This is a genomic window from Saccharopolyspora sp. NPDC002578, assembly GCF_053592695.1.
Genome location: NZ_JBSFWJ010000115.1, coordinates 1 through 12,285 on the forward strand (window position 1 = coordinate 1; position 12,285 = coordinate 12,285).

Consider the following 12,285-nt stretch of genomic DNA (forward strand, 5'->3'; position numbering starts at 1 on the left):
TGTCTTCTCGCTGCGGGATCTTTTTCCCGAGTGGCTCCGCCACGAGGGAAAAAGCTGTCCTCGCGAGAAGACAGCTGAGAACCCGCGGGTGGTCGGCTTTTCGACGTGGGCTATTCGCTGCGCGAATACAGGCACGGCCTTCGGCCGCCAGGCAGGCTTGCTCCGCAGCCCAAGGCACGGCTACGCCGCAAAGGCACGGCCTCCGGCCGCAAAGCAAGCGTGGCTTCGCCCGCCCAAGGCACGGCTACGCCGCAAAGGCACGGCCTTCGGCCGCAAAGCAAGCGTGGCTTCGCCCGTCGTGCTGCGCGGCTTGATCGCTAGGGGCGGGCGGCTCATGCCAGGACGATTCGGCCGAGTTCTGCGGGGCCCGATAGGAGGGGGTGTTTGGGGAGCACTCGGACCGTGTAGCCGGTCGGGCCCGCGTGGGGCAGCGTGACCGTCGCCTCGTAGTGGCCGTCTTCGGCCGGGTGCATGGATTCCGTGGTGAACTCGTGAAGCTTGTCCGCGTCGTCGACGCGGCCCACCACTACCTCCACGTCCACATCGGACGGTTCCAGGCCCGCCAGGTCCACCTCGGCCCGCACCGTGATGCGCCCGCCCAGCAGCGGGGTCGCGCCGTCGTCCACGGACATCCGGGTGGAGCCGATCCGCACCCACGACCACGCCGCGCTCAACCGCGCACCGTACTCCGCGATCTCCTTCGCGCCGTGGAAGTCCTGCTCCGTCATCGCCTGCACCGACCGCGACGCCGGGCCGTAGTAGCGGTCCACGTATTCGCGGACCATGCGGGAGGACTGCACCCGCGGGCCCAGCGTGGCCAGCGTGTGCCGCACCATCGACATCCACTTGCCGGGCACCCCGTCGGTGCTGCGCTCGTAGAAGGTGGGCGCGACGCTGGTGGAGATGAGCTCGTAGAGCGCGGCGGCCTCCAGGTCGTCGCGGCGGTTCTGGTCGGTGACGCCGTCGGCGTTCGGGATCGCCCAGCCGTTCTCGCCGTCGAACAGCTCGTCCCACCAGCCGTCGCGCACCGACAGGTTCAGCGCGCCGTTGAGCGCGGCCTTCATCCCCGAGGTGCCGCACGCCTCCAGCGGGCGGACGGGGGTGTTGAGCCACACGTCGCAGCCCGACACCAGGTACCGCGCCAACGACATGTCGTAGTCCGGCAGGAAGACGATGCGGTGGCGCACCTCGGGGTCGTCGGCGAACCGCGCGATCTGCTGGATCATCGCCTTGCCGCCCTCGTCGGCCGGGTGCGACTTGCCCGCCACCACCAGCTGCACCGGGCGCTCCGGGTCCAGCAGCAGCCGCCGCAGCCGTTCGGTGTCGCGCAGCATCAGCGTGAGGCGCTTGTACGTCGGCACCCGGCGGGCGAAGCCGATGGTGAGCACGTCCGGGTCGAAGACCGAGTCGCACCAGCCCAGTTCGAGGTCGGAGGCACCGCGCTGCAACCACGCCTGCCGGAGCCTGCGGCGCACCTCGTCGACGAGCCGCTGGCGCAGCGAACTGCGCAGCTCCCACAGCAGCGGGTCGCTCACCGGTTCCATGCCGCGCAGGCCCGCACCGCTGTCCATTTCGGACTCGCCGAGCAGCTTGCCGAGTTCCCGCGCCGACCACGTCGGCCCGTGCACCCCGTTGGTGACCGACCCGATCGGCACCTCCTCCACGCCGAAACCGGGCCACAGCCCGCGGAACATGGTGCGCAGCACGCCGCCGTGCAGCGCCGACACCCCGTTCGCCCGCTGCGCCAGCCGCAACCCCATGTGCGCCATGTTGAACATGCCCGCGTTGTTCTCCGCGCCCAGCGCCACCACCCGCTCCGTCGGCACCCCCGGCAGCAGCGCCTGCGAGGAACCGTCGCCGAAGTAGTGGCGCACCAGGTCCACCGGGAACCGGTCGATGCCCGCCGGAACGGGGGTGTGCGTGGTGAACACGGTGCCCGCGCGGACCGCGGCGACGGCCTCGTCGAAGTTCAAGCCCGGCGCGCCGTGCAGTTCCCGGACGCGTTCCAGCCCGAGGAAACCGGCGTGGCCCTCGTTGGTGTGGAAGACCTCCGGCGCGGGGTGGCCGGTGAGCTCGCAGTAGGCGCGCACCGCCCGCACCCCGCCCACGCCGGCGAGGATCTCCTGCCGGATGCGGTGGTCCGAGTCGCCGCCGTAGAGCCGGTCGGTGGTGCCGCGCAGGTCGTCGTCGTTGTCCGGCAGGTCCGTGTCCAGCAGCAGCAGCGGAACCCGGCCCACCTGGGCCTTCCAGATCCGCGCGCGCAGCACCCGCCCACCGGGCATCGCGACCCGCACCAGGATCGGCTCGCCCGACGGTTCGGTCAGCGTCTCCAGCGGCAGGCCCTTCGGGTCCTGCACCGGGTAGTGCTCCTGCTGCCAGCCCTGCTCGGACAGCGCCTGCCGGAAGTAGCCGGAGCGGTAGAACAGGCCCACCCCGATCAGCGGCACCCCCAGGTCCGACGCCGACTTCAGGTGGTCGCCCGCCAGCACGCCGAGCCCGCCGGAGTAGTTCGGCAACGCCTCGCTGACGCCGAACTCCATCGAGAAGTACGCCACCGAGGACGGCAGCGCGGCCCCTTCGGCCTGCCGCTGCTGGTACCAGCGGGGCACCGACAGGTAGTGCCGCAGGTCGTCGTCGACGGCGCGGGTGCGGGCCAGGAACTCGTCGTCCTGGGCGAGCCCGCGCAGCCGCTCCGCCGGGACCTCCTCCAGCAGTCGCAGCGGGTCGCCGCCCACCCGCGACCACACCGCCGGGTCCACCGCCGCGAACAGGTCCTGCGTCGGCGGGTGCCACGTCCAGCGCAGGTTCGTGGCCAGGGTTCCCAGCGCCGCCAACGGCTCCGGCAGATGTGCTCGAACGGTGAATCGGTGGACGGCTCTCACGGCGGCTGACCCTATCTCGCGGTCGATGTCGATGTCTGATTCTCAAACGTCCGGGCGCCGCACGCGTACCCGTGCGGCGCCGCCCGTTCCGGCGATCGGCCGACGAGGCGCGCGACCGGTTCCTCGACTCGTGGTCGACGCACCCGGCTCCAGGCGTGTCCGACAGTGTCGCAGCCCGATGACGACGCCGTGGCCGGGTGATCAACTCGATGATGCGAAGCTGGCGGGGTGCGCACTCGGCGGATCCGGATCCTCTCCGCTGCCCTGCTGACCCTCGTGCTCGGGGTCGCGGGCTGCTCACGTCCTGCGCCGACGCCGCCCGCCGAGGCCGAGTCGGCGACGGTCGACCCCGGGTTCGTGCACGGCACCGACGGCGGTGACCTCGACCGGCTCGCCGCCACCGTCATCAGCGACGTGCAGGCGTACTGGGCGGCGACGCTGCCCGCCGTGACCGGGCGGCCGTGGCACGACCTCGACGGCGGCTTCTTCTCCGTCGACACCACGGCGAGCACCGGGCGGCCCCCGCCGTGCTCGGGCTCCGTCTCGAACCTGGAGGGCAACGCCTACTACTGCGCCTCCGTGGACGCCATCGCCTGGGACCGCGCGGCGCTGCTGCCGGTGCTGCGCGAGCACTACGGCGACGCGGCGGTCGCCGTGGTCCTCGCCCACGAGGTCGGCCACGCCGTGCAGCAGCGGTCCGGAGTGGACGTCGGCGCGGGCAGCGACGCGGCCCGCGTCGAAGCGGGCGCCGACTGCTACGCGGGCGCCTTCCTGCGCGCCGCCGCCGACGGGCGCACCGAACACCTGCGCGTCTCCCCCGCGCAGCTCGACCAGGCGCTGCACGCGCTGATCGTGTTCCGCGACCCCATCGGCACCGACGCGTCCTCCGGCGACGCGCACGGCACGTCCTTCGACCGGATCACCGCGTTCCAGGACGGCCACCGGGACGGGCCGGGCCGCTGCGCCGACGTCCCCACCGAACGCGCCCCCACCGGCGACGCCCCCGACGACGGCAACGCACCGCTGCAGGCGGTCGTCGACCGGACCGCCGACGCGGGCGCGGAGTTCTTCGGCGACCAGGTCGCCGCCGCGGGCCGGAGCTGGACGCCGCCCGCGGTGCGCTCCCGCGACTGCCCGGCCGACCCGGTCGGGTACTGCGCCGAGCGCGGCCTGATCGGCTACGACCCGGCCGGGCTCGACGAGCTGCACCGCGACGTCGGCGACCAGGCGACGGCCACCCTGCTCGCGTCCCGGCAGGCGCTCGCCGCGCTCACCGCGCTCGGGCGGCCCACCAGCGGCGCCGCCGCGGGCAGGGCGATCAGCTGCCTCACCGGCGCCTACACCGCCACCGAACCCGGGCTCTCCGCGGGCGACCTGGACGAAGCGATCGAATCGCTGCTGGTCAGCGACAGCGTGTCCCGCGATGCCACCGGCGGCCAAGCTCTCACCGGCGGTGAGCGGGTCGCCGCGTTCCGCACCGGGCTGCTGCACGGGCCCGTCCACTGCGGATGATCACGTTCCGTGGCGGAGCCCGCTAGCGAACAGCGGAACATCGCGCACCGTTCGGAGCCTGGGAGGACCCGGCGCCACCGCGCACCATGATCGAGGACGCGCCGCGGGGGTCGCGGTCCGATCTCGCACAGCGGTCCGGCGCGCGGGGAACCTCCCCGCCGCCGCGTCGCGCCGTCCCACCCCACCTGTCCGCACTGGTCGACAGCCACAAGACGCCTTCGGTGACGAAGGCGCGAACAAGGGAACCTTCCTGTCACACGAGCCCCACCGACGCCCACATCGCGGGACGCGACCGGCCCACACTGGCCGCGACCCGCTCGGACGTGCCAGGATCCGGTCCGTGCCGGATTCGTTGCTTACTCGTGATCGCGTGATCGACCTGTTCCTGGTCGTCACTTCGGCCTGTCACTGACCGCAACTCCCCGTGACCCCACCGGGTCGACGGCGCGGCATCGCGATTCCTCACCTCCCCGCCTTCCCCGCGGCACGCCCGCGCGGTCCGGCGCTGGGACGCCGTCGATCGGCCCGGTTCCGATTCAGCTCACGAACCAAGGAACGGAAGCACTCATGTCCGCACCCACGCACGTCTCCCAGTACACGCCGACCGAAGAGATCCCGGAGCTCGGCGCGGTCGAACTGCACCCCGCACTGGACCTGCCGCTGCTGCGCGACTCGATCCGCCCCGACCACGAGCTGTGGACGCCGAAGGAACTGCGCGACCTCACCACGCTGGCCATCACCGAACTCACCGGCTCCCTGCTGGACCTCGTCGAGGTCCACGACGAAGAGCGCTGGTGGGCGCGGCTCGGCCTCACCTCGGGCGTCGAGCTGTGGCTGCTGTCCTGGGCGCCCGGACAGGGGACGAAACCGCACGACCACGGCGGCGCCTCCGGATCGTTCGCGGTGCTGTTCGGCGAGGTCCGGGAGGACTACCGCTACCCGGCGGGCCCCATCCGCGAGGCGCACCACGGCACCGGTTCGTCGATCGGCTTCGGCGCCGGGCGCGCGCACCAGGTCCGCAACACCAGCTCGGTGAACGCGGCCACCGTGCACGCCTACTCGCCGCCGCTGCTGCCGGTGCGCCACTACGCGGACCTCTCCGACGTGCCGCCCGTGGCGCCGCAGCCGGCGGGCCCGATCCGGAAGAACATCTGATGAGCGAGGTCACCGTGCCGACGCAACGCCCCCACGCCGACGAGGCCCCTGGTTTCGGCCCGTACGGCATCGACCACCTGCTCACCGACGCCCGCGGCGACCTGGACCGGGTCGATCCGCGCGGCGCCGCGGAGCTGCAGCGCAACGGGGCCCTCCTGATCGACATCCGGCCGGAGTCGAACCGGCTCGCCGAAGGCGAGATCCCGGGCGCGCTGAACGTGGAGCGCATCGTGCTGGAGTGGCGGCTGGACCCGTCCAGCCCGCACCGGCTCGACGGCCTGCGCGTCGACCAGCCCGTGGTGCTGGTCTGCAACGAGGGCTACGCGTCGAGCCTCGCCGCCGCGCAGGCCCGCGAACTCGGCCTGGGCAGGGCGACCGACCTGATCGGCGGGTTCCGGGCGTGGCGCGCGGCCGGGCTCCCCGTCGAAGGCGGTCACGCCCCCGTCGGCTGAGACGTACCCCGCAGCGAGGGCGTCGTCCACCGGACGGCGCCCTCGTTCGCGCGCGGACGGCCCCGCGCCCGGTCGCGGACGGCCTCGCTCCCGGTCTCCGCCTGGCACCACCGACGGCGGTGCCCGGAGCCCCGGTCGAGCCCGGCCGCAAGCACCTGGTGCGGGACCGGAAGAATGAGTCCCGGAGGGGACCGGCGGGGTGATCGCCAGGCGGTCCGAACGGCGCCGGAACCGTGCGCAGAGCGGCCGGAAACGGCTGGGAGGTGGACGTGGACGACCTGGTCATCCGGATGGACGGAGTCGGAGTCCGGCGGGGTGGAAACGCGCTGGTGTCCGACGTGAACTGGTCGGTGGAACTCGACGAGCGCTGGGTGGTGCTGGGACCGAACGGCGCGGGCAAGACCACGCTGCTCAAGCTCGCAGGCGCCGAACTGCACCCGTCGGACGGCACCGTCGACGTGCTCGGGGAACGCATGGGCCGCACCAACGTGTTCGAGCTGCGCCCGCGGATCGGCCTGTCCTCGGCCGCGCTGGGTTCGCGCGTGCCCGGCGACGAACTGGTGCGCGACGTGGTGGTCAGCGCCGGGTACTCGGTCCTCGGCCGGTGGCGCGAGGAATACGACGAGATGGACACCGACCGGGCCACCGAACTGCTGGACCTGCTCGGGGTGGCGCACCTCGCCGACCGATCCTTCGGGACGTTGTCCGAAGGCGAGCGCAAGCGCACCCTCATCTCCCGCGCGCTGATGACCGATCCGGAGCTGCTGCTGCTCGACGAACCCGCCGCCGGGCTGGACCTGGGCGGGCGCGAAGACCTGGTGGCGCGGCTGTCCGCACTGGCCATGGACCCGGAAGCACCCGCGTCCGTGCTCGTCACCCACCACGTGGAGGAGATCCCGCCGGGGTTCACCCACGCCCTGCTGCTGCGCGAAGGCACCACCGTCGCGCAGGGGCTGCTGGAGGACGTGCTCACCGAGGACAACCTCTCGAAGACCTTCGACCAGGACCTGGAGCTGCAGCGCAGCGGCGACCGCTACTTCGCGCGCAGGCGCGCCTGACCGACCGCACCCGCGCGACGGGCCCCCGCTCCCAAGCGAGCGGGGGCCCGTGCGCGTTCGGCCGCAAGGGATACGCGACACCACTACTGAGATCGTCGACACTGACGATCGGCGGGAACGCGGGATAGCCTCCGGGCAAGCGGCAGTTCGACGAGGAGGTTGCGGCGTGGGTGAGTTCGTCAGGCTCGACGTGGAAGGCGCCATCGGCACGATCAGGTTGGAACGGCCGCCGATGAACGCGCTGAACCGGCAGATCGAGCAGGAGCTGAAAGCCGTGGCGGCGGAGGCGGCCGAACGCCCCGACGTGCGCGCGGTGATCGTCTACGGCGGCGAGAAGGTCTTCGCGGCCGGCGCCGACATCAAGGAAATGGCCGACATGTCCTACTCGGACATGGCCGCCAAGGAGGAGAACGGCCTCACCGCCGCGATGAGCGCCGTCGCCGCGATCCCGAAGCCGACCGTCGCCGCCATCACCGGCTACGCCCTCGGCGGCGGATTCGAACTCGCGTTGAGCTGCGACCGCCGCATCATCGGCGACACCACCAAGGTCGGTCAGCCGGAAGTCCTGCTCGGCGTGATCCCCGGAGCCGGCGGCACCCAGCGCCTCGCCCGGCTCGTCGGGCCCAGCAAGGCCAAGGACATCATCTTCTCCGGCCGGTTCGTCAAAGCCCCCGAAGCCCTGGAACTGGGCCTCGTCGACGAGGTCGTGGCGGCCGACGAGGTGTACGCGGCGGCCCGCAAGTGGGCCGAGCAGTTCGCCAACGGCCCGGCGCGCGCGCTCGCGGCGGCGAAGGCCGCGATCGACGGCGGCCTCGACATGGACCTCGACAACGGCCTGCGCCTGGAGACGCAGATCTTCGCCGGCCTCTTCGCCACCGAGGACCAGAAGATCGGCATGCGCTCGTTCATCGAAAACGGCCCGGGCAAGGCTGAGTTCACCGGGCGGTAGGTGCTGGGCTCGTTCTGCTTGGGTGGTCATTCAGCAGAACCTCAGTGAGCCTCTCGCTGCGGGATCTTATTCCCGAGTGGCTCCGCCACGAGGGAAAAAGCCGTCCTCGCGAGAGGCTCACTGAGAACTCGCCGGTGGTCGGCTTGTGGACGTGGGCTATTCGCTGCGCGAATACAGGCACGGCCTCGCCGCAAGGCAGGCGTGGCTACGCCCGCCCACTGCACGGCTTCGCCGCAGAGCACGGCCTTCGGCCGCGAGGCAGGCGTGGCTTCGCCCGCCCTACTGCACGGCTTTGGCGCTAGGCACTGCCTTCGGGCGCGAGGTGGGCGGGCTTGGCCTTGCCGTCCGCTGCACGGGTTCGGCGTGAGGCACGGGCTCTGGCTGCGAGATGGGCTGGCTTCGTCGCCTTCGCCGGCTTCGTCGGTGAAAGCTTGGTGGCCGGTGGGCTTTGCTTCGCTCGTGCTTGGGTTTCGCCGGGTGGTGGTCGGGCTTTGGCGCGGTGTTCGTTGGCGGAGACCGGGGGTGTTGGCGGGGGATTCCGGGTGGGCGTGTCTCCGGGGTGCTCGGGTGGGGCGGTTAGAGTGCTGCGGTCCAGGTAGAGCACGTGCGCGGTGGTGGGAATTCGGTGGGCTACGCATTCGATCTCGATGATGTGGCCTTCCTGCGGTCCCCCGCCGGGGCCGAGGCCGTCGCGGTCGTGGCGCAACGGCCGCTGACCGCGGACTCGCGGCTGGCCGACGTCGCCGCCGCTCGGGCCGCCGCCGGAGCGCGCTTCGCCGGGGCCGTGCTGGAGACCGCGGTGCTGCGCGGCCGAGCCGAGTCCAAATTGGACGGTGCCGGGCAGTGGCTGTTCACCGCGGACTCGTTGCAGCAGGCGACCACCGCCGCCGTCGCCCGGCACCGCGCCCGCCGGCTCACCGGCCGCGCCGTGCACGACGTGACCTGTTCGATCGGCGCGGACCTCCGGGAAGTGGCGCTGGTCGCCGAGCGCTGCATCGGCTCCGACCTCGACGAGGTCCGGCTCGCCATGGCCCGGCACAACCTCACCGCCGACGGCAGTTCCGCGGGCCTCGTGCGCGCGGACGCGCTGCGCCCCACCAGCACCGGGACCACGATCGTCGCCGACCCCGCGCGCCGCGACGGCACCGGCCGCCGCCGCTGGAACCCGGCCGACCTGGTGCCGCCGCTGGACGCGCTGCTCGACGTCCACGCCGGCCGCGACATGGTCGTGAAGTGCGCGCCCGGCCTCGACTTCGACGCCATCCCCGACCACGCCGAAGTGGAGATCGTCTCGCTCGCCGGGCAGGTCCGGGAAGCCGCCGTGTGGCTCGGCGACCTCGCCGAGCACGGGGTGCGGCGGCGCGCCACCGTGCTGCGCGCCGGCGGAGCTCCCGACGAACTCACCGATCAGGCCCCCGACGAGTGCCCCGTGCTCGACGTCGGCCAGTGGATCGTCGACCCCGACGGTGCCGTGGTGCGCGCCGGACTGGTCCGCCACTACGCGGCGCGGCACGGGCTCGGGCAGCTCGACCCGCGCATCGCCTACCTCACCGGCGACGCGCCACCGCCCGGCATCCGGGCGTTCCGGGTGATCGACCACGGGAAGTACGCGGAGAAGGCGCTGCGAGCGCTGCTGCGCGACCACGACGTGGGGCGGCTGGAGATCATGACCCGCGGCGTCGACGTCGACCCCGACGCGCTGCGCCGCAGGCTCAAACCGCGCGGCAGCACCGAAGCGACGGTCATCCTCACCCGCGTCGGCAGCACCCCCCGCGCCTACCTCTGCCGAGCCGAACGCACCTGAAGCCGATCACCCTCCGCACCCCCTGCCCGGATCCGCATTTCACCCGCACCCGCGCAATTCGCGAGAAATCGCGGGACACCAGGGAAAACGGGGTCACGATCGTGGAGCCGGACGCGGAGCGGAAGCAGGTCTCACCACGCCGAGGGTCACTCGGCCCAGCTTCGAACACCGCTCACTGGCCGACGATGCTGACCTGACGCGTCTCGGACGGGCCGTCCCACGTGCGGGGCAGCGGCGTGGCGACATCCGGAGCGACGACGTCCACGATGGCGTCCAGCGCCGCCTCCGCCTTCCCGACCCACAAGTGCTTGGTGTCGTCGAAACCGGTGACCGTCGCCTGCGGGATCGTCGCGAACCGGCGGCGCGCCTCCTCCGGGCGGAGGTAGTCGTCGAACTCCGGGACCAGCGCGTGCACCGGCTTGCCCGACTCGCCCCACGCCCGCAAGTGCTCCTCGGTGCTCCAGCGCAACGGCGGCGAGATCAGGATCGCGCCCCGCACCAGCGGATCCAGCCCGTGCACGAGCGTGAGGTCCGTGCCGAACGACCAGCCCACCAGCCACACGTCCGGCAAGTCGTGGAACTCGGCGTACTCCAGCGCCGCGGCGACGTCGAACCGCTCGGAGTCGCCGTTGTCGAACGAACCCTCGCTGCGCCCCGCCTCGCTGGCCGTGCCGCGGGTGTTGAACCGCAGCACGGCGAGATCGGCCAGCGCGGGCAGCCGGAACGCCGCCTTGCGGTAGAGGTGCGAGTCCATCATCCCGCCGTGCGTCGGCAACGGGTGCAGGCACACCAGCGTGGCTCGCGGAGCACCGTTCGCGGGCAACGACAACTCACCGATCAACCGCAGCTCATCGGCGGTGTGCAGGGTGATCTGCTCCCGCTCGGCGGGCAGCACGGTGTTGGCGCGGATCTCGGTGCTCATCGGCTCGATCCTCCCACGCCCACCAGGCCGCACCGGTGTGAGATGCCCGTCAGGACCAGCGCCGAGTGGGCCCGCGGCGCCCGCGCGCCCGCCAGCACCCGCTGTGCCAGTGCCGCCGGTCGGCGACGTCGCCCTGCTCGTCGGCGGGCCACGCCACGACGTGGCCGACACCCGGCCGCACCTCGTGGTCGCATCCCGGGCAGCGGTAGGTCTTCGTGGCCTGCGCGGCCGGAACGGTCCGCACCACCCACTCGCCGTCCGGTCCTTCCTCCACCCTGGACCAGCCGAAACCGGAACCCATCGGCCGAGGACCCGGCCCCGGCGAATCACCGGTCGGGCGCTGAGGACGATTGCGGCGCGGCACGCCCCCACCGTAACGGCACCGGCCCGTGCCCGTATCCAGCCCTCTACGGCCGAGGGAGCCCCGGCCAGGCGCGTTCCGCGAGGCCCCTGGCGAACTCGCACGCGTCCAGCCCGGTGCCATCGGGGTACGCCACGACGATCATCGCCACCTCGACCTGGCCGCCGCCCGGTTCGCCGAACGGGAGGTGCCCCGTCTCCGCCGAGCACAACGGGGTTCTCGGGTCGCCGCCGACGACGCTGGTCACCGTGCGGCGACCCGCGATCGACTCCTCCACCGCCGACCCGTGCAGCACGGCAGGCGGATCACCCGCGGTGTGCACCAACCGCACCCGCGGCGACGCGGCGTCCTGCTGCCCCCACTGGCACTGGTGGCCCGCCGGGGAACCCTCCGGCTCGGCCTCCTCCAGGCCCGGTACCTCGCGCACCACCTCGGTGCCGAGCACCCGGCACGGGTCGCTCAACGCCAGCGAATTCGGCGGGTACGGGCGGTGGCGCACCTGGTGCCGCCCGATCGCGGCGACGACGTCACCCGCCCCCGCCTCCGCCAGCCCGCACAGCGCGGCACCCGGCGCACCATCGAGCTGATCGGCGCTGACCAGCAAGGAATTGCCGTCACCGAACAAGACCCGCCGCGTGCAATGCCCCGGCAACGGCGCCTCCCGCGCGATCCGGAACGCGCCCGCGCCGACCACCGGATCGGCCTGCCGCGGAGCTTCCCGCGCGAGTTCGCCGACCTTCAGCTGCGCCAGCGCGCCCTCCGCCATCCGCACCCGGAACAAGCAGTAGTCCAACGAGACCGTGCCCGCGTCGCGCGCCTCGCCGAACTTCGCCAACGACGCGGGATCGATCAGCGAACACGGATCGACCGTGCGCGGATCACCGAGAGCCCCGGTCACCGACGCGGACTCGCGGTCCGACACGGGTTCCGGACGCTGCTGCGCGACACCGCTGCAACCGACGGCCCACAGCAGCAACGACACCAGCACCACCGGCAGACCAAGAAAACGCGGCATCGCCCCAGACTAACTTTGTTCGGGGTGGGGGTCGTTTTGCCCGGGGGGGGTGGGTGGCGGAACCTCAGTCGGTCTCTCGCTGCGGGATCTTTTTCCCGAGTGGCTCCGCCACGAGGGAAAAAACCGTCCTCGCGAGGAAGGCACTGAGAACCCGCGGGGGGTCGGCTTTTGGACG

General features: G+C 72.4%; 10 protein-coding genes. 6 read left to right on the forward strand and 4 right to left on the reverse strand.

From position 1 onward, the window contains the following. Positions 1-332 precede the first annotated feature (332 nt). Positions 333-2,882, reverse strand: a complete 2,550-nt coding sequence (gene glgP, locus ACWD38_RS28950) for an alpha-glucan family phosphorylase (protein WP_184481968.1) — start codon at positions 2,880-2,882, stop codon at positions 333-335. Between the two features lie 228 nt (positions 2,883-3,110). Here glgP and ACWD38_RS28955 point away from each other — a divergent pair, with 228 nt between their 5' ends. The 6 genes from ACWD38_RS28955 (at position 3,111) to ACWD38_RS28980 (ending at position 9,812) form a co-directional block, all read left to right on the forward strand. Next, positions 3,111-4,394, forward strand: a complete 1,284-nt coding sequence (locus tag ACWD38_RS28955) for a peptidase (RefSeq protein ID WP_450125333.1) — start codon at positions 3,111-3,113, stop codon at positions 4,392-4,394. 567 nt (positions 4,395-4,961) lie between these two features. Continuing rightward, entirely contained in the window at positions 4,962-5,549 is a 588-nt protein-coding gene (locus tag ACWD38_RS28960; RefSeq protein WP_184481972.1) for a cysteine dioxygenase, read from the forward strand. Further along, positions 5,549-6,001, forward strand: coding sequence for a rhodanese-like domain-containing protein (locus tag ACWD38_RS28965; RefSeq protein WP_184481974.1), 453 nt, complete (start codon positions 5,549-5,551; stop codon positions 5,999-6,001). Before ACWD38_RS28960 ends, ACWD38_RS28965 begins: the two co-directional genes overlap by 1 nt. Positions 6,002-6,291: 290 nt before the next feature. Further along, positions 6,292-7,059: an ABC transporter ATP-binding protein gene (locus ACWD38_RS28970; RefSeq protein ID WP_184485676.1), complete on the forward strand. Its 768-nt coding sequence runs from the start codon at positions 6,292-6,294 to the stop codon at positions 7,057-7,059. A 166-nt stretch (positions 7,060-7,225) separates the two neighbouring features. Next, positions 7,226-8,008, forward strand: a complete 783-nt coding sequence (locus ACWD38_RS28975) for an enoyl-CoA hydratase-related protein (protein WP_184481976.1) — start codon at positions 7,226-7,228, stop codon at positions 8,006-8,008. A gap of 625 nt (positions 8,009-8,633) precedes the next feature. Next, positions 8,634-9,812 (forward strand): THUMP-like domain-containing protein, encoded by a 1,179-nt coding sequence (locus tag ACWD38_RS28980; RefSeq protein ID WP_450125334.1) that lies wholly within the window; start codon positions 8,634-8,636, stop codon positions 9,810-9,812. Positions 9,813-9,984: 172 nt separating this feature from the next. Here ACWD38_RS28980 and ACWD38_RS28985 read toward each other — a convergent pair whose 3' ends face one another. From ACWD38_RS28985 to ACWD38_RS28995, 3 genes are read right to left on the reverse strand one after another with little or no spacing between them, the layout of a single operon-like run. Continuing rightward, the gene (locus ACWD38_RS28985) at positions 9,985-10,734 is read right to left on the reverse strand and encodes an alpha/beta hydrolase (RefSeq protein WP_184481980.1); all 750 of its coding nucleotides are present in this window, start codon (positions 10,732-10,734) and stop codon (positions 9,985-9,987) included. Between the two features lie 49 nt (positions 10,735-10,783). Next, positions 10,784-11,098, reverse strand: a complete 315-nt coding sequence (locus ACWD38_RS28990) for a hypothetical protein (RefSeq protein WP_184481982.1) — start codon at positions 11,096-11,098, stop codon at positions 10,784-10,786. 43 nt (positions 11,099-11,141) lie between these two features. Then, a complete protein-coding gene (locus tag ACWD38_RS28995) occupies positions 11,142-12,110 on the reverse strand; it encodes a DUF3558 family protein (RefSeq protein WP_184481984.1) in 969 nt (322 codons plus the stop codon). Positions 12,111-12,285 lie beyond the last annotated feature (175 nt).

Bases quoted from the DNA above. Each gene is read 5' to 3' on its own strand.
- ACWD38_RS28960 (WP_184481972.1), top strand. From the start codon at position 4,962: ATGTCCGCACCCACGCACGTCTCCCAGTACACGCCGACCGAAGAGATC.
- ACWD38_RS28965 (WP_184481974.1), top strand. From the start codon at position 5,549: ATGAGCGAGGTCACCGTGCCGACGCAACGCCCCCACGCCGACGAGGCC.
- ACWD38_RS28970 (WP_184485676.1), top strand. From the start codon at position 6,292: ATGGACGGAGTCGGAGTCCGGCGGGGTGGAAACGCGCTGGTGTCCGAC.
- ACWD38_RS28985 (WP_184481980.1), bottom strand. From the start codon at position 10,734: ATGAGCACCGAGATCCGCGCCAACACCGTGCTGCCCGCCGAGCGGGAG.
- ACWD38_RS28995 (WP_184481984.1), bottom strand. From the start codon at position 12,110: ATGCCGCGTTTTCTTGGTCTGCCGGTGGTGCTGGTGTCGTTGCTGCTG.